We start from the raw sequence: 18,370 nt of genomic DNA, 5'->3' as shown, positions 1-18,370 counted from the left end.
ATCCATTCCCGTTCGGACTGAGTAGTTGCCTGGGCAGCGTATCGAAGGCGCTCATGCCGGTGCGTCGGTGCGGCTTCAAACGGTCCTGCGGACCTATGCCGTCGGAACCGTCTCTCAATGCAAAAAAATGCCGTCCAGTGAAGACTGGACGGCATCATCTAAAACGAAGGCGCCTGTCCTGTTCCAGGCCCAAGGCACGCAACCCCGGCAGGCCTTAGTCGACCCACTTGCGGGCGTTGCGGAACATGCGCATCCAGGGCGAATCGTCGCCCCAGGATTCAGGGTGCCACGACTGCGTCACGGTACGGAACACCCGTTCGGCATGCGGCATCAATACCGTGAAGCGGCCGTCGGGCGTGGTCACCGAAGTGATGCCCTGGGGCGAGCCGTTCGGGTTCAGCGGATAACGTTCGGTCACCGTACCCTGGTGGTCGACGTAGCGCATGGCCACCAGCGCCTTGGCGATGTCACCGGTCTGCGAGAAATCGGCAAAGCCTTCGCCGTGGGCGGTGGCGATCGGCGCCCGGGTGCCCGCCATGCCCTGCATGAAGATCGATGGCGAGTCCGCCACTTCGACCGTCACGAAACGCGCCTCGAACTGCTCGGACTTGTTGCGGGTGAACTTGGGCCAGGCCTGGGCGCCGGGGATCATCGACTTCAGGTTGCTCATCATCTGGCAACCGTTGCAGATACCCAGCGCGAAGGTGTCGCCACGCTGGAAGAAGCTGGAGAACTGCTCAGCCAGCGCCGCATTGAACAGGATGGTCTTGGCCCAGCCTTCGCCGGCCCCCAACACGTCACCATACGAGAAACCGCCGACGGCGATGAAGCCCTTGAAGTCGGCCAGCTTGGCACGATTGGCGATCAGGTCGCTCATGTGCACGTCGACCGCGGTAAAGCCGGCCTTGTGCATCGCGAACGCCGTCTCGACGTGCGAATTGACGCCCTGCTCGCGCAGGATCGCCACCTTCGGCCGGGCCGCGGCACCCAGCGACAGGTAAGGCGCGGCGATGTCCTCCTGCAAGTCGAAGGTCAGTACCGGCGAGATGCCTGGGTCGGTCGCGTCCAGGATGCGGTCGTACTCGGCGTCGGCACAGGCCGGGTTGTCGCGCAGGCGGGCGATGCGCCAGCTGGTCTCGCTCCAGGCGCGGTGCAGCTCGATGCGCGGCTGGCTGTAGATGCTCTTGGCGTCGCGCATGAATTCGATCACGTCGCGCTCGTTGGGCTTGCCGATGATGTGGCTGCAGGCGCCCAGGTTGTAGGTGCGCAGCACATTCATCACTTCCGACTTCTGCTCGGCGCGCACCTGGATCACCGCCCCGAGTTCTTCGGCAAACAGTGCGCGCAGCGTCAGTTCGTTGCGGCGCTCGGCGACCTGTGCGGTCCAGTTCTTGGTGTCGCCCCAGTCAGCGGCATGCTCGCTTTCCATGGTCAGGATATCGAGGTTGACCGAAATGCCGGTATGGCCGGCAAACGCCATCTCGGCCAACGTCACGAACAGGCCCCCGTCGGAACGGTCATGGTAGGCCAGCAGCTTGTCTTCGCTGTTGAGTTGCTGGATTGCATTGAAGAAACCCTTGAGGTCGTCGGCACTGTCGACGTCCGGCGTCTCGTTGCCGATCTGCTGCATCACCTGCGTCAGGGCCGACGCTCCCATGCGGTTCTTGCCACGGCCCAGGTCGATGACGATCAGTACCGTCTCGCCCGCATCGCGTCGCAATTGGGGCGTCAGTACGCGGCGGATGTCGGTCACCGGTGCAAACGACGACACGATCAGCGACACCGGCGAGGTCACCGACTTGGCGCCGGCTTCATCGCTCCAGGTGCTACGCATGGACAACGAATCCTTGCCCACGGGAATCGACACCCCCAGCGCCGGACACAGTTCCATGCCGACCGCCTTGACGGTGTCGAACAGTGCCGCGTCCTGGCCCGGCTGGCCGCATGCCGCCATCCAGTTGGCCGACAGCTTGATGTCGCCCAGCGCGCCGATGGGCGCGGCGGCGATGTTGGTGATCGCCTCGCCCACCGCCATGCGGCCCGACGCCGCAGCGTCGATCACCGCCAACGGCGTGCGTTCGCCCATGGCCATGGCTTCGCCGCGATAACCCTCCAGCCCCATGGCGGTGACGGCCACATCGGCCACCGGCACCTGCCAGGGGCCGACCATCTGGTCGCGCACGGTCATGGCACCCACGCTACGGTCGCCAATGGTGATGAGGAACGACTTGTCGGCCACGGCCGGCAGGCGCAACACGCGCTGCGATACCTCGAGCAAGTCCATGCCGGTCAGGTCGACCGGCGGCAAGGCCTGCTGGACGTGACGGACGTCGCGATGCATCTTGGGCGGCTTGCCCAGCAGCACATCCATGGGCATGTCGACCGGGCTATTGCCCTGTTCGGGATCGACCACCTTCAACTGGCGTTCCTCGGTGGCGGTACCGACCACGGCGAACGGCGCGCGCTCGCGCTGGCACAGGTAGGTAAACAGCTCCAGGTGCTCGGGTGCGATGGCCAGCACGTAGCGTTCTTGCGATTCGTTGCTCCAGATTTCCTTGGGCGCCAGTCCGGATTCTTCCAGCGGCACGCGGCGCAGGTCGAACACGGCGCCCCGCTTGGCGTCGTTGGTGATCTCGGGGAAGGCGTTGGACAGGCCGCCGGCGCCGACGTCGTGGATCGACAGGATGGGGTTCTCGTCACCCAGCGCCCAGCAGGCGTTGATGACTTCCTGGGCACGTCGCTCCATTTCGGGATTGCCGCGTTGCACCGAGTCGAAATCGAGGTCGGCGGTATTGGCGCCGGTGGCCATCGACGAGGCGGCGCTGCCGCCCATGCCGATACGCATGCCGGGGCCACCCAGCTGGATCAGCAGGCTGCCTGGCGGCAGGTCGTTCTTGCGGGTGTGCTTGGCCGAGATGTTGCCCATGCCACCGGCGATCATGATGGGCTTGTGGTACCCCATCACCTGGCCGCCCATGTTCTGCTCGTAGGTCCGGAAATAGCCGCCCAGGTTGGGCCGGCCGAATTCGTTGTTGAAGGCGGCGCCGCCCAGCGGGCCGTCGATCATGATCTGCAGCGGCGAGGCGATGCGATCGGGCTTGCCATAGATGCCGCCATCGGCATGGGCGTCGCGCTGGTCGGGCGCCTGCGCCACATCGCGGGCGTTTTCCCAGGGCTGCACCGCATGCGTGACCATCAGGTTGGACACGGTAAAGCCGGTCAGGCCGGCCTTGGGCTTGGAGCCGCGACCGGTGGCACCTTCGTCGCGAATCTCGCCACCGGCGCCGGTGGAGGCACCGGGGAACGGCGAAATGGCCGTCGGGTGGTTGTGCGTCTCGACCTTCATCAGGATGTGGGTCAGCTCCTCGGAGGCCTCGTAGACGTTGCCACGGCCGGCGCCGCGCTGGTAGAAGCGCGAGATGGTGGCCCCCTCGATGACCGAGGAATTGTCGCTATAGGCCACCACCGTGCCCTTGGGATTCAATTGATGGGTATTCTTGATCATGCCGAACAGCGATTTGTCCTGGGCCACGCCGTCGACGGTCCAGTCGGCATTGAAGATCTTGTGGCGGCAATGTTCGCTGTTGGCTTGCGCAAACATCATCAACTCGACGTCGGTCGGATTGCGCTGTACGCGGGTAAAGGCTTGCACCAGGTAGTCGATCTCGTCGTCCGACAGCGCCAGGCCCAGTTCGGTATTGGCGGCCTCGAGCGCGGCGCGACCACCGCCGATCACGTCGACCGTCTCCAGCGGCTTGGCCTTCAGCTGGCCGAACAGGCCGGCGGCGTCGTTGGGGTGGCGCAGCACGCCTTCGGTCATGCGATCGTGCAGCAGTGCGGCGACGGCGTCGACGCTGCCCTCGGCCAGTTTCCTGCTGCCGCCCAGCAGGCCGCTCTTGACCTGCACATGGTAGATGATGCCGCGCTCGACCCGGTGGATGTGCTGCATGCCGCAGTTGCGCACGATGTCGGTCGCCTTGCTGGCCCATGGCGAGATGGTGCCGAAGCGTGGTACCACCACGAAGGTGTCGCCTTCGTCGGACCCATTGAAAGGATCGCCGTAGGTCAAGAGGCCGTTGAGGCGAGCCTCGTCCTGCGGCTGCAGGTCGGTAGCGTCGACAAAATGCAGGAAACGGCCGGATACGCCGGTGATGGCGGCGTCGACAGCTTGCAATTGGGTCAGGAGGCGTTGAGTGCGGAAGGCAGAGAGGGCATTGGAGCCCGGCAGGATCAGCATGGCGAGGGTCGAGGCAGTTGGCTTGAATCGGGGGAAGAACCTTGGCCGCGCGTGGCGAACCAAAAGCCGAATTATACAGTGACCACCTGGTTTGGGCCCATCGAAAGCGCGCCTCATGCGCGCGCGGCGCGGCATTATCGCCGCCCCGCGCCTGGCGTTGTCATCGCCGCCGCGGCGCCGCGCGTTGTGACGATACGGGCGGCCCGGCCTTGGCTGGCAAGCCCTGCAATTGCCATTGCAGCCACAATGTCCGGGTGACAACTGATTTTCGATGTATCATTCGGCCGCGTCAGCCAGCCGCCCAGCCATGGTGCAGCCAGCCATTGCCGTGCTGGCAACACCGGGTCGGCACGACCAACACCGTGACAACTGCCTTGCAAGAATCAACAGCGTGAATAACACACAACGACAGATTGCCGTCATCGGCGGGGGACTTTCAGGGATCTGCAGCGCCTTCTTCCTGGCCGCGCAGGGCCATGACGTGGTCGTCATCGAGCGCCGTTCCCATGTCGCCGAGGAAGCCACCTTCGGCAACGCCGGCCTGCTCGCGCCCGGTACCGCCCTGCCGCTGACATTGCCGGGTGCCCTGGCCACGCTGGCCTGCCGTTTCAACGATGAGCCGCGGGTGCTGCTGGCGCCGGGCGCCGACCTGGCCCGCAATCGCTGGCTGCGCCAGACACGGCAGGCGCAGCAACACGACTTTGCCGCCAACAAGCTGCTGCTGGCGCGCCTGTCGGCCTACGGCCTGGACCTGACACGCCAGTTGCAGGCGCACTACGCGATGGAAAACGAAAACAGCCAGGGCGTGTTCCACCTCATGCGCGCGCCGGCCGAAGTGGCGCGCCTGGACGCGCTGCAACAGGCGGCCCAGCAGTGCGAACTGCGCTACAAGGTGCTCGACACGGCCGGCATCCGCCAGCTGGAACCGGCCTTCTCGTCCGAGGCGGCGCTGGCCGGCGCCGTGTACTACCCCGACGACGTGGCCGGCAACTGCGTGCTGTTTGCCAAGCAGATGCGCAATGCCGCCCAGGAGTTCGGGGTGCGCTTCCACTTCGATTCGACCGTGCGCGCGCTGCAGCCCGACTTCGGCAGCCGCGTCACGCTCGAGCTGGACTCGCCGCACCTGCCGGGCCGCCTGACGGTCGATACCGTGGTGGTGGCCGCCGGCGCCCAGAGCGCGGCGCTGCTGCAGGCAGTGCAGATGACGCTGCCACTGCGCGCACTGCAGACCTATTCGGCACTGGTGCCGGTCAAGAACCCCGACGACGCCCCCAACATGGCCTTGTACGACGAGAGCTACAAGGTCAGCCTGACGCGCCTGGGGCAACGCATCCGCATCACCGGCCTGCTGGGCTTCGTGCCGCCGTCCAAGACCTTGCCGCCCAAGGCGCTGCGCAACCTGCTCAAGATCGCCGGCGACTACTATCCGAATGCGGCCAACTACAACCAGGCCCATTTCTGGAGCAACACCGTGGGCCTGCTGCCGGGCGGCATGCCGCTGTTCGGGCCGACCAGGTTCGGCAACGTGTTCGTCAACCTGGGCCATGGCGTGACCGGCTGGGCCAGTGCCGTGGGTTCGTCGCGCATCCTGGCCGACCTGATCAGTGGCGAGACGCCCGAATTCGATGCCCAGGGCTTCCTGCCGCAGGACTTGCTGGCGGCATAGCGGGCGTAAGGACATGGACGGCGCAATGCCTGGCCGCGGTGGCGGCTTTCATCTGCCGCGATTCTTTTCATGTGGGCAGCCGCTGCGGGGCGTCGGCAATTGACTTAGAATTGAGCGCTCCATCCGTGACCCTCGATCCACGTCCCCATGAGCGAGCTCCACTCGGTTGCCGAAATCCGCGAAGTCGAGCAAGCCGCTGCCGCCGGCCTGCCCCCTTATACCCTGATGGCCCGTGCCGGCGCAGCCTGCGCCGAATACGCCCAGCAATTGCTGAACTCGGTGACCGAATCGTCGGCGGCGGTGCTGATCCTGGCCGGCCCCGGCAACAACGGTGGCGACGCCCTGGAAGCGGCGCGCCTGCTGGAAGAAGCCGGCATCGACGTGGCCGTCCAGTTGCATGCCGACCCGGCCACCCAGCCACCCGATGCGCAACGCGCATTGCACCTGGCGCGCGAGGCGGCGCTGGACTTCATCGATGACCTGAGCCCGGCCGGCCTGCAGCAGCAATCGTGGGCGCTGGTCATCGACGGGCTGTTCGGCATCGGGCTGACGCGCCCGCCGGACAGCAAGCTGCGCGCCATCATCGACACCATCAACCAGTTGCCCTGCCCGGTACTGGCCATCGACGTTCCCAGCGGCCTGGACGCCGACACCGGCGCCATCGTCGGTGGCCGCGACGGTGCCGCCATCCATGCCACCCATACCCTGACCTTCCTGGGCGACAAGCCCGGCCTGCATACCTGCGACGGGCGCGACCACAGCGGCCATATCGAAGTATGTGCACTCGAGCTTGACGACCTGGCGCACCGCTTGCCGCGCGCCCTGCTCAACGGCCCGCCGCAATTTGCCGCCGCGCTCAAGCCGCGCGCCAACAACAGCCACAAGGGCAGCTACGGCGACGTCATCGTCGTCGGCGGCGCCCGCGGCATGGCCGGCGCGCCGGTGCTGGCCGCCCGCAGCGCTGCCTATGGCGGCGCCGGACGGGTCTACCTGGCATTCGTCGATGACGGCCCGGCCTATGACAGCAACCATCCCGAACTGATGTTCCGCAACGCCGACCGGGTCGAGTTCGGCGCCGCAGCGGCGCTGGTGGTGGGGCCCGGCATGGGAACCTCGCGCCACGCGCACGACATCCTGGCCCGGGCCCTGGCCAGCCAGGCCGATATCGTGCTCGATGCCGACGCCCTGAACCTGATCTCGTCCGAACCGCCACTGCAACAGCGGCTGCAGGAACGCCAGGGCGCCAGCATCATCACCCCCCATCCGCTGGAGGCAGCGCGCCTGCTCGACACCACCACCGACAGCGTGCAGCGCGACCGGCCGCTGGCGGCGCGCAAGCTGGCGCGCGAACTCGATACCATCGTGGTGCTCAAGGGCGCCGGGTCGGTCATCGCGTTTCCCGATGGCCAGATCGTGATCAATCCCAGCGGCAACCCCGGCCTGTCGACCGCCGGTACCGGCGACATCCTGTCGGGGCTGTGCGGCGCCTTGCTGGCGCAGGGCTGGAACGCACGCGAGGCGGCGCTGGCGGCGACCTGGATCCATGGCGCGGCAGCCGACCTGCTGGTGGCGCAGGGACTGGGACCGGTCGGGCTGACCGCCAGCGAATTCATCCCGGCCATCAGAGCCGTGTTCAACAATATCATCCGAGACCATGTCCATCAGCGCCCTGCCGCCCACCCGCATCGCATTCGAACCTAAGCTGCTGGTCGGCGTCGTCTTCCTGGTCACGGGCCTGTGGACGCTGTCGCTGCTCGATACGGCCGGCAAGCTGCTGGCCAGTTCCGGCTACCACGTCATGATGATTGCCTGGATGCGCTACAGCATCAACGTGCTGTTCATGGCCGTGACGCTGGTGCCGCTCTACCAGCGCCGCAGTGGCCGCAGCATCTTCCGCTCCAACCGGCCGGGCCTGCAGATCGGGCGCGGCGTGCTGTTGCTGGCCTCGACCCTGATCTTCTTCTCGGTGCTCAAGATCGTACCGCTGGCCGAGGGGACCGCGATGAACTTCTGCGCGCCCCTGATCGTACTGGCGATCTCGCCCTGGCTATTGCGCGAGCGCACCTACGTGTCACGCTGGATCGCGGTGCTGGTGGGGTTCTGCGGCATGCTGATCGTGATCCGCCCGGGCGGTGATATTCCACCCCACGGGGTGGCGCTGGGCATGCTGTCGGCCCTGGCCATGGCGCTCATGTCGATCCTCAACCGCAAGGCCAACCAGGCCGATGACCCGATGGTGACGCTGTTCTATGGCGCCCTGATGGGCAGCGTGCTGTCGACCCTGGCGGTGCCCTTCTTCTGGAGCGCGCATGCGCCCACCGTGGTCGAATGGCTGATCCTGGTGTCGACCGGCATCACCAGCACCATCGGCCACTTCCTGCAGAACAATGCCTATCGGCATGCGGAGGCATCGTTGCTGACGCCCTTCTTCTACGCCCAGATCATCTCGGCCTCGGCCATGGGCTGGCTGGTATTCGGCCAGTTCCCGGATGGCATCACCATCGTCGGCATCGCCGTGATCTGCGCCAGTGGCGTGGGTATCGCGCTGGTCGAGCAACGGCGCGCGCGTAGCCTGCCGGCCGAGCCGGGCGAAGCGGTCTAGGTCTGGCCGGCCAGGCGGCCGGCGGCAATCGTGATGGTATGCGCGCAGCGCGCCGCGATCGACCGGTCATGGGTGACCAGCACCAGGGTCGAGCCCCGCTCCTGGTTCAATTCGAACATCAAGGCGATGACCGCCTCGCCGGTGACCGCGTCCAGGCTACCCGTGGGTTCGTCGGCCAGCAGCAGCGGCGGCTCGGTGACGAAGGCGCGTGCCAGCGCCACCCGCTGCTGCTCGCCGCCCGACAGGTACTTGGGGTAATGCTTGAGTCGGCTTGCCAGCCCCACGCGCGCCAGCATCCGCTCGGCCTTGGCGCGGGCGTCGGCGTCGCCGCGCAACTCCAGCGGCAGCATCACGTTTTCCAGTGCGCTGAGGTGACCCAGTAACTGGAACGACTGGAACACGAAACCCAGCTTGCGCTTGCGCAGCACGGCGCGGCCGTCCTCGTCGAGCGCGAAGATATCTTCACCGTCCAGCCGCACCGTGCCCTGGCTGGGCGTGTCCAGGCCGGCCAGCAATCCCAGCAGGGTCGACTTGCCGGACCCGGATGCGCCGACGATGGCCAGCGTGGTGCCGGCGGCCACGGTAAAATCGATCCCGGACAGGATGCAGAGGCGTCCCGATTCGGCCGAGGCATCGGCAACATGTTTGGATAAACCAAGGACTTCAATGGCAGGCGAGGCGGAGATGGCGGTAGCGGATTGGAAGGCAACGGCGGTGTCGGGCATGCGGGGCGACCAGGCAAGGAACGATTCGATCAAGGCAGGCCACCGCACATGGCGTGCTTGGCGGTGGCTGCTGGCGGGAGCCGCCCTGATGCTGGCGGCGGCGAGCGCTTATTCTGCCCCAAAAACGGTGCTTGTGCTGGGCGACAGCCTGTCGGCCGAATACGGACTGGCGCGCGGCAGCGGCTGGACCCAGCAGCTGCAACAGCGGCTGCAGCAGAACAAGGTCGAGGCCACCGTGATCAATTCCAGCATCAGCGGCGACACCACCATCGGCGGCAGGAACCGCCTGCCCGGCCTGTTGCAGAAGCATCGGCCCGACATCGTCCTGGTCGAACTGGGCAGCAACGACGCGCTGCGCGGCCTGCAACTGAACGCCACCGAACAGAACCTGCAGGCGATGATCGATATGGTCAAGCAAGCCAAGGCACGGGTGCTGCTGGTGGGCATGCAGATTCCCCCCAACTACGGCGCCGACTACACACGCCGCTTCGCGGCCATGTTCGCGTCCCTGGCCAAGCGCAACCAGGTTGCCCTGGTGCCGTTCTTCATGGACGGCATCGCCGCCGACATGTCGCAGTTCCAGCCTGACCGCATCCATCCCAACGAGCAGGCGCAGGGCAAGCTGCTGGACAACGTCTGGCCGCACCTCAAGCCGCTGGTGGGCCTGAAGAAATAATCCTAGCGCCGTGCGTGCAGTGCCAGGAAACGGCGCAGCAGCCCGGTCGACTGCGGCGTATCGCGCACCTTGTCGCACAGCGCATGGGCATCGATGCCGCAGCCGCGGTAGACGTCGGCGTAGTAGTTCAGGTGGGCGCGCACGAAGTCGGGTGAGAACTCGGGGTGAAACTGGGTCGAATAGATATTGTCGGCATGCTTGAGCATGTGATGCGGGTCCATCGGCGAGCGCGCCATCACCGTGGCGTCGGCCTGGGGCCGCAGCACCGACTGCATATGCAGCATGTGGGCCGGGAAGCTGGGCGGCAACTCGGCCAGCAGCGGATCCTTGCGGCAGCAGTCGAGCATCTCGACGTGCATCGTGCCGGCCGCGCGTCCGCACGGGTTATAGCCGACTTCGCCACCGAAGGCGTGGGTCAGCAGTTGATGGCCATAGCAGATACCGAACATGGGCATCTGCTGCTGCGCCGCCTCGCGCAACCACTCGGCGGTGCGCTCGCTCCAGTCCTCGCGGTCAGTCACCATCGCCGGCGAGCCCGTGATGATGACGGCCCGATACGAACGGGGCGCGCGCAAAACCTGGCCCTCGCACACCGTGACTACCTCGATATCGTCGGCACACAGGCCCGCGGCCGACTGGATCTGTTGCGCATAGCCGCCGTAGCTGCTTTTGAGGGTCTGGTTGGCATCGCCGGTTTGGATGATCAGGACGGGAGCAGGCATTGGCTACGTGAAGGACGTCAATAAGTTATTCGATAACAACAATACTGGTCTGGCATCCCAGCAACGCGAAGCGCTGCCGTATGGATGACATGAAACGGGCGCGCCGCCTCGATCGCCGGGATATTCCCACCGCATGGAAAGCGGCGCGGCGCACGGCCTTTCCCCAACGGCAATGCTGCGCTGCATACATCATCAAACAAAACGGGCCGCTAGAAAAGCGGCCCGTTAAATTATTGTCGACTTTGTGCCGACTTGCCACGCCAGCCGTGTCCATCGGCCGGCAATGAATTACTTGGCGGCATCATCGGCGCTGACGCTATCGGCGCCCTTGAGCAACTGGGTCTTGGCCTTTTCGCGCAGGAAAGCCAGATAGGCCAGGGTCTCCTGTTGTGACAGGGCATTGGCGATCTGCTCCTGCTCGGTCTTGCGACGGGCCTGGTCCACCACCTTGGGCTGTTCGACCTTGGAGACGCGATAGACCTGGTAACCGAAGCCGGGGCTCTCGACACCGGTATAGGCAGGCAGCTTGGCGGCGTCGACCTTCATGACGGCGTTGAAGCCCTGCTCGGTCCAGCCTTCGCTCTTGACGCGCGACACCACCTTGGGTTCGCCAAAGCCGACGCTGCTGTCGTTCTGCTTGAGCTCGGCCAGCTTGGCCTGGCCGGCCTTGGTGGCCAGGATCTGCTCCTGCTCCAGCAGCACGGCCTTCTGGACCTGTTCCTTGACGTCCTCGAAGGCACGCTTGGAGACCGGCTTGTAGTCCACCATGCGGCCGGCGATCAGGGTGTTGGGCGCGGCCTGCACCGCTTCGGTATTGTGCTTGGCCTTGATCACGTCATCGGTAAACAATGCCGTCAGGAACTTGCCATTGTTATAAGGCGCAGCGCCCGCGGCCGGATTGGGCACGCGTGTGACGCTGGCGGTCTGGATCTTCAACTGCAGCTTGTCGGCCACCGGTTGCAGGCTGTCGCCCTGTTCGTAGACCAGGTTGTTGAACTGGTCTGCCATCTCGGTATAACGCTTGGCGGCGATCTGCTTCTTGATCTCGCCGGCGATCTCGCCCTTGACCGACTCGAGCGACTTCACCGCAGCCGGCTTGACGCCGGTGACCTGGATGATGTGATAGCCGAAATCGGATTCGACCGGATTGCTGATATCGCCCTGCTTCTGGGCAAAAGCGGCATCCTCGAACGGCTTGACCATGGCGCCGCGGCCGAAGTAGCCCAGGTCGCCACCGTTCTCGGCCGAACCGGGATCCTGCGAATTGGCCTTGGCCAGCTTGGCGAAATCAGCCGGGTTCTTGCGCAACTGGGCCACCAGGGCCTCGGCCTTGGCCTTGGCGGCAGCCTTGTCGGCGGCCGCTGCATCCTTCTTGACGGTGATCAGGATATGGCTGGCGCGACGCTCCTCCTCGGTGGCGTACAGCTTCTTGTTCTGCTCGTAGTAGGCCGCGATGTCGGCGTCGGTCACGCTCGACTGGGCGGCCACGGCCGCCGCGTCCAGCACCACATACTGGATGCTGGCCTGTTCGGGAACCTCGAACCGGCGCGCGTTCTTGTCGTAGTAGGCCTTCAACATGTCGTCGGTGACCTTGACCTGGGCGGCATAGGCCTCGGGACGGAAATTGAGCACTTGCACGGTACGTTCCTGGTCGTTCAGCGCCGACAGGTTCTGCGCCACCGAACGGGGAGCGAAGGCGGTGGTCTGGATGGCGGCATTGAGCTGCTGCAAGGCCATCTCGCGACGCAGGCCGGCTTCGTAGCTCTTCTGGTTCAAGCCCTGGGCCGCCAGCAGCACGCGGTACTGCTCGCTATCGAAGCTGCCGTCCGGCTTGGTCAAGCCGGGAATCTGCAGGATGCTCTGCTGGATCGCGCTGTCGGGCACCGCCAGCTTGGCCTTGACCACCTCGGCGCCGAGGGCGCGCTGGGCAATCAGGTTCTCGAGGATGGCGCGGCGCGCCGCCGGGGTATCGAACAGCTTCGAATCGAACTGATTGCCATAGGCTTGACGCATGCGCTCGAGTTGCTGGCGGTGGGCCTGATCCCAGTCTTCCTTGGTGATGGTCTGGCCGGCCACCTTGGCCACGGCGTTGTCGCCATCGGTCAGGCGACTGTAGCCTTCCAGCCCGAAGAATGCGAACGACGGGAAGATGAACAGCAACAGCAGGAACTGCATCAGGCGCTGGTGAGTACGAATGAAATCAAACATGAATAGCCAATCAATAAACGATTCGGTCAATGAAGGCGCGCATCGGGAACATCGTCGCGTGCAACAACAAAAAAGGTGAACTCACGTTCACCTCGTCACGGTACGGCGACAACAGGTCCAGACGCACAACGCACACCTATCGTGCACGCGCGACATTATACACATGCCAATGGCGTCATTCGCCCATTTGGGCCAGTGCCACGCTGCGCAACTGGAAGCGCCCGTCGTTATTGAACAGCCAACTTTCGGATAGCTCGATGCGTCCGTCCCGCAACAGCGCCGCAGGCGGCTTGGGGAACGGCGCCGTGTTCTTGAGACTGCCCAGCGCGCTGCTCTCGGCATGGCGGTCGCGGTTGCTGCGCAGGATCTCGCTCTTGACCAGGTTGCCGTCGCGGTCGACCACGTACTTGATCACGATCACCGCCCGCAGCAGCGCCTGGGGCCGCTCGATATAGACGCTGGTCGAATTGACCTGGGCGATGCGGCGTGCCAGGTCCTGCTTGTAGCCATCGGTGGTGGTGGCCGTGGAGGTAGCGTCGGGCGTGGTGATCTTCTTTTGCTCGATGACCGAGCGCGCCAGGTCGTCGCGTTGTTCCTGGGTACTGGGCGGCTGGCTGCAGGCGGCCAGCAGTGCGGCCACGGCGAGCCCGCAAATGGCGCCGCCGGGCTGGTATGAGAATCGTTCGGATCGAGTCATGGTGCTCTCCCTGGGGCCGACTGCCCCGCCTTGAACATGATTGCTTGGACCGCAAGGCGGGGTGGCGATTCCCGCGCTTCGGTACTGCACTGCACCGGCGCATGATGCCATGCCGCGCGGGCGAGCGGGTGATCAGCGCCCTGCTCGACGGTGCGGCGTTGCCGGCGCCGGCGGCACCAGCACCGGCCTGAGCCCGCCAGCCGAGGCGGCGGGCAGGGTGAGGCGCTTGCCGTCGCCCGGCCCTGGCCGCGTTCGAATAACACTGCTTGCCATAGCGCCTAACCCCGGCGCCAGCCATTGGTTGCGCCGCAAAACGACATCACCCCTCGCGAATTGCCTGCCACCCGCCATTTCATGCTGCGGCGCGGCGTATTTTGGGTCGCCTGATCTGTAAGCCTCTGTAAGTTTCAAGCAAGTCCTGCGTAAGTTTTGGGTCGCACACTCGGCGCGTGGACAAGTGGGCCATTACGCACGCAATGCGAGAAATATCGCATCTTGTGTCGGTCAGGGGATGGCCCGCGCGGATGCGTCGCGTTCTTGCATAACGCCCCATTCGGCCATGCCAGCAGACTATTACTAAAACCAAGGAGACCAGCATGACCACAGCATCAGTCAACAAGACTGCGCGCGGCATCACACCCGAGGAGCGCAAAGTCATCTTTGCCTCTTCCCTAGGCACCGTGTTCGAATGGTACGACTTCTACCTGTACGGTTCGCTCGCGGCGATCATCGCCAAGCAGTTCTTTGCCGGCACCGATCCCACCACCGGCTTCATCTTCGCGCTGCTGGCGTTCGCCGCCGGCTTCATCGTGCGTCCTTTCGGCGCGCTGGTGTTCGGCCGCCTGGGCGACCTGGTCGGTCGTAAATACACCTTCCTGGTCACCATCCTGATCATGGGCGCGTCGACCTTCATCGTCGGCATCCTGCCCAACTACAATTCGATCGGCATCACCGCACCGATCATCCTGATCATCCTGCGCATCCTGCAAGGGCTGGCGCTGGGTGGCGAGTACGGTGGCGCCGCCACCTACGTGGCCGAGCACGCGCCGGACGGTCGCCGCGGCGCCTTCACCGCCTGGATCCAGACCACCGCGACGATGGGCCTGTTCCTGTCGCTGCTGGTGATCCTGGGCGTGCGTACGGCCGTGGGCGAGGCTGCCTTTGCCGACTGGGGCTGGCGCATCCCGTTCCTGGTGTCGATCCTGCTGCTGGCGATTTCGGTGTGGATCCGCATGTCGATGAACGAGTCTCCTGCCTTCATCAAGATGAAGTCGGAAGGCAAGATCTCGAAGGCGCCGCTGACCGAAGCCTTCGGCCGCTGGAAGAACCTCAGGCTGGTGCTGCTGGCGCTGTTCGGCCTGGCCGCCGGGCAGGCCGTGGTGTGGTACACCGGCCAGTTCTATGCACTGTTCTTCCTGACCCAGTCGCTCAAGGTCGACGGGCCCACCGCCAACATCCTGATTGCCGCCGCGCTGCTGCTGGCCACGCCTTTCTTCCTGGTCTTCGGTTCGCTGTCGGACCGTATCGGCCGCAAGCCCATCATCCTCGGTGGTTGCCTGATCGCGGCGCTGACCTACTTCCCGATCTTCAGCGCCCTGACCCACTACGCCAACCCGGCCCTGGAAGCGGCCCAGCAAAAGGCACCGGTGATCGTCACCGCCGACCCCAAGACCTGCAAGTTCCAGTTCAACCCGACCGGCACTTCCAAGTTCACTTCGTCCTGCGACGTGGCCAAGGCCAAGCTGGCAGCGGCATCGGTGAACTACCAGAACGCCGTCGGTGCGCCGGGCTCGGTGGCGACCGTCAAGATCGGCGACAAGGTGATCAATTCGTTCGAGGCCACCGGCCTGTCCAAGGAAGACGCGGCCAGCAAGGACAAGGCCTTCACCAAGGAATTGATGGATGACATCAAGGCCGCCGGCTACCCCAGCAAGGCCGATCCGGACCAGATCAACAAGCCCATGGTGCTGTTGCTGCTGTTCATCCTGGTGATCTACGTGACCATGGTCTACGGCCCGATCGCGGCGGCCCTGGTCGAGATGTTCCCGACCCGCATCCGCTACACCTCGATGTCGATGCCCTACCATATCGGCAACGGCTGGTTCGGCGGCCTGCTGCCCACCACCTCCTTCGCGCTGGTGGCCTACCAGGGCGACATCTACTACGGCCTGTGGTACCCGATCATCATCGCCCTGGTCACCGTTGTCATCGGCGTACTGTTCGTCAAGGAAACCGTGCATAACGATATCAACGCCGAGCATTGAGCCTGGCTTAATCCGCAGTCCAGGATGGACCGGTCGGAACCTGATTCCGACCGGTCTTTTTTTTTCGGGCCAGCTTATCGAGTACCGTACCGGCTGGCAACGGCCCCGGGCGCCCTGCTGTGCGGGCGCACAACGCCGGGCCATGCGGCCTCGCCATCAACGGCCTGACACCACCAGCGCCTTGTCCTCGATCAACGCCAGCAAGCCATGCGCCGCAATCGACAGGCTACGTTCCTTGGGGGTGACGATCAGCAAGGGACGCACCAGCCCGGGCACATCCATCGGGATCGCCGTCAGCTCGGGCAAGCGGAACTGGAACAACGTCAGCTCCGGCACCACCGAGACCCCCAGCCCGCTCTGGATCAGGCCGGCCACGGTCGCCAGGTGCTCGACCTCCAATCCCGAGCTGATGACGCTGCCCGGCGGCAGCGCTGCCTCGAGGTGCTGGCGAACGCTGGTCGATCGCGCCAGATGGATCAATTCGCATCCGGCCAGGCCCTCGACCTTGATGCGACGCCGACGCGCCAGCTTGTGATCGCGCCGGCACACCAGGTAGAACGGGTCGCTGCATAGCGCGCGGGTATCGAATTCGATCAGATTGGGCCCGGGCGCGGTAAGGGCGATGTCGACCTTGCCCTGGCGCAGCAGGTCCAGGCACTGGTCCGAAATGGCATCGTGCAGGCTGACCGATACGCCCGGATGGCGCTGTCGGTATTGCGCCAGCACCGGCGGCAGCCAGCCGGCCGCCAGCGAGGGCAAGGCGGCGACCGCCACCCGCCCGCGGCGCCGCGCCACGTAGTCGCTCATGTCGGCGAAGGCGGCTTCAATGTCGAGCATCAACTGGCGCGCTACCTCGACGAACAACTTGCCCTCGGGAGTGAGCGTCACGTTGCGCGTGTCGCGCTCGAACAGGCGGGCGCCGACGGCCGCTTCCAGCTTCTGGATCATCACGCTGAAGGCCGATTGCGAGACATGGCAGCGCTGGGCCGCATGGCCGAAATGGCGGCAGTCGGCCAGCGCCAGGAAGGCCTGCAACAGGCGTGTGGAGATATTGGCTTGCATGGGTGTATTAATCTGAAAAACAGATCAATCAATCGAAAAAATAAACTTTACAACAAAATTACCCCAAACCTACACTCGCCCTGCTTGCGTTGCCTGTCGCGCCGCGAAACGACCAACCAAAATAAAGCCGGCGCGCAAGACCAATAAGAAATCGAACCGGAACCTGGAGACCCACATGCTTGCCCTGCTTGGCTTTGCCACGATCGTATTGTTGTTCACGGCCATCCTCACCAAGAAGATGTCGCCGCTGGTGGCGCTGATCGCTATCCCCATCGTCGCCGCGCTGGTGGGCGGCTTCGGCTTGCAGACCTCGAAATTCATCGTCTCCGGCGTGACCGCGATTGCGCCGGTGGCGGGCATGTTCGTCTTTGCCATCCTGTTCTTCGGCATCGTCACCGATGCCGGCATGCTCGATCCGATCATCACCCGCATCCTCAAGACGGTCGGCAGCCGGCCGACCCGGATCGTGCCCGGCACCGCCCTGCTGGCGCTGCTGATCCACCTGGATGGCTCGGGGGCGGTCACCTTCTTGATCACCATCCCGGCCATGCTGCCGCTGTACAACCGGCTCGGCATCGACCGGCGCATCCTGGCGTGCGTGGCCTCGATGGCGGCCGGCGTCAACTTCCTGCCCTGGACCGGGCCGATGATCCGCGCCTCGGCGGCGCTGCATATCCCGGTCTCGGACATCTTCACGCCGCTGATCCCGGTGCAACTGGTGGGCCTGGCCTTCGTGTTCATTGCGTCCTGGCTGCTGGGACTGAAGGAAGAACGCCGGCTCGGCATGGGCGGTGGGTCCAAGCTCGACTTCGTGCAGCAGCACGAGTTGAGCGAGGCGCAGTTGAAGATCCGCCGTCCGCACAATTTCTGGATCAACATCCTGCTCACAGTGTTCGTGCTGGGCGTAATGATCAGCGGGCGGGTCGACCCGGTGGTGATGTTTATGATCGGCGTGGTGGCAGCCCTGATGATCAACTATCGCGACGTCGACATGCAGCGCGAGCGTATCGACGCCCATGCCAAGGCGGCGCTCCTGATGGCCAGCATCCTGTTTGCCGCCGGCGTCTTTACCGGCATCATGACCAAGTCCGGCATGCTCTCGGCGATGGCCAAGACCGCCGTGGGCTTCGTGCCGCCCGAGATGGCGGGCCACATCCCGGTCGTGCTGGGCGTGCTGTCGATGCCCTTGTCGCTGCTGTTCGATCCCGATTCGTTCTATTTCGGCGTGCTGCCGGTGATTGCCGAGGTCAGCCACATACTGGGGGTACCGACCATCCAGGTGGCACAAGCGGCGCTGCTGGGGCAGATGACCACCGGCTTCCCGGTCAGCCCGCTGACCCCGGCCACCTTCCTGGTGTGTGGCCTGGCCGGCATCGAACTGGCCGACCACCAGAAATACACCATCCCGTTCCTGTTCGGCGCCTCGCTGGTGATGACGCTGGCCTGCGTCCTGCTGGGACTGTTCCCGCTGTTTTGAGCGCGCCCTGTAACCGACCCTGACTGGATAGATT

12 protein-coding genes are annotated in these 18,370 nt (G+C 65.0%); 6 read left to right on the top strand and 6 right to left on the bottom strand.

Annotation, left to right across the window (positions count from 1 at the left end; all coding sequences use genetic code 11):
* Positions 1-214 precede the first annotated feature (214 nt).
* A complete protein-coding gene (gene purL / locus PMI40_RS17700) occupies positions 215-4,237 on the bottom strand; it encodes a phosphoribosylformylglycinamidine synthase (RefSeq protein ID WP_008118148.1) in 4,023 nt (1,340 codons plus the stop codon).
* Positions 4,238-4,628: 391 nt separating this feature from the next.
* On the opposite strand from purL, the gene PMI40_RS17695 reads away from it, so the two are divergent.
* The 3 genes from PMI40_RS17695 to PMI40_RS17685 all read left to right on the top strand — a co-directional run bounded on the left by PMI40_RS17695 (position 4,629) and on the right by PMI40_RS17685 (position 8,505).
* On the top strand, positions 4,629-5,903 hold the full coding sequence (locus PMI40_RS17695) for an FAD-dependent oxidoreductase (RefSeq protein ID WP_040502337.1): 1,275 nt from the start codon (positions 4,629-4,631) through the stop codon (positions 5,901-5,903).
* 147 nt (positions 5,904-6,050) lie between these two features.
* Entirely contained in the window at positions 6,051-7,604 is a 1,554-nt protein-coding gene (locus PMI40_RS17690; protein WP_008118144.1) for a bifunctional ADP-dependent NAD(P)H-hydrate dehydratase/NAD(P)H-hydrate epimerase, read from the top strand.
* Entirely contained in the window at positions 7,558-8,505 is a 948-nt protein-coding gene (locus tag PMI40_RS17685; protein ID WP_008118143.1) for a DMT family transporter, read from the top strand. Before PMI40_RS17690 ends, PMI40_RS17685 begins: the two co-directional genes overlap by 47 nt.
* Here PMI40_RS17685 and PMI40_RS17680 read toward each other — a convergent pair.
* A complete protein-coding gene (locus tag PMI40_RS17680) occupies positions 8,502-9,230 on the bottom strand; it encodes an ABC transporter ATP-binding protein (protein ID WP_008118141.1) in 729 nt (242 codons plus the stop codon). The genes PMI40_RS17685 and PMI40_RS17680 overlap by 4 nt on opposite strands.
* Before the next feature lie 88 nt (positions 9,231-9,318).
* Between PMI40_RS17680 and PMI40_RS17675 the strand changes: the two genes are divergently transcribed.
* Complete coding sequence (locus tag PMI40_RS17675) at positions 9,319-9,906, top strand: arylesterase (RefSeq protein ID WP_008118139.1); 588 nt, start codon at positions 9,319-9,321, stop codon at positions 9,904-9,906.
* Positions 9,907-9,908: 2 nt separating this feature from the next.
* Here PMI40_RS17675 and PMI40_RS17670 read toward each other — a convergent pair whose 3' ends face one another.
* From PMI40_RS17670 to PMI40_RS17660, 3 genes are all read right to left on the bottom strand, one after another.
* Positions 9,909-10,628: a glutamine amidotransferase gene (locus PMI40_RS17670; protein ID WP_008118137.1), complete on the bottom strand. Its 720-nt coding sequence runs from the start codon at positions 10,626-10,628 to the stop codon at positions 9,909-9,911.
* Between the two features lie 288 nt (positions 10,629-10,916).
* Complete coding sequence (locus PMI40_RS17665) at positions 10,917-12,836, bottom strand: SurA N-terminal domain-containing protein (protein ID WP_008118135.1); 1,920 nt, start codon at positions 12,834-12,836, stop codon at positions 10,917-10,919.
* Between the two features lie 175 nt (positions 12,837-13,011).
* Positions 13,012-13,533: an energy transducer TonB gene (locus PMI40_RS17660; protein WP_008118133.1), complete on the bottom strand. Its 522-nt coding sequence runs from the start codon at positions 13,531-13,533 to the stop codon at positions 13,012-13,014.
* 596 nt (positions 13,534-14,129) lie between these two features.
* Here PMI40_RS17660 and PMI40_RS17655 point away from each other — a divergent pair.
* Positions 14,130-15,797: an MFS transporter gene (locus tag PMI40_RS17655; RefSeq protein ID WP_008118131.1), complete on the top strand. Its 1,668-nt coding sequence runs from the start codon at positions 14,130-14,132 to the stop codon at positions 15,795-15,797.
* A 156-nt stretch (positions 15,798-15,953) separates the two neighbouring features.
* Here the strand turns inward: PMI40_RS17655 and PMI40_RS17650 are convergent, their stop codons facing one another.
* Positions 15,954-16,859, bottom strand: a complete 906-nt coding sequence (locus PMI40_RS17650) for a LysR family transcriptional regulator (protein ID WP_008118128.1) — start codon at positions 16,857-16,859, stop codon at positions 15,954-15,956.
* A 175-nt stretch (positions 16,860-17,034) separates the two neighbouring features.
* On the opposite strand from PMI40_RS17650, the gene PMI40_RS17645 reads away from it, so the two are divergent.
* Positions 17,035-18,336 carry a CitMHS family transporter gene (locus tag PMI40_RS17645; protein ID WP_008118127.1) on the top strand — a complete coding sequence of 434 codons (1,302 nt, stop codon included), beginning with the start codon at positions 17,035-17,037 and terminating at the stop codon, positions 18,334-18,336.
* The last annotated feature ends 34 nt before the right edge of the window (positions 18,337-18,370 follow it).

The sequence above is a fragment of the Herbaspirillum sp. YR522 genome (assembly GCF_000282575.1).
Taxonomy (GTDB): domain Bacteria; phylum Pseudomonadota; class Gammaproteobacteria; order Burkholderiales; family Burkholderiaceae_D; genus Herbaspirillum.
This window is presented reverse-complemented; position numbering and strand designations above follow the sequence as displayed.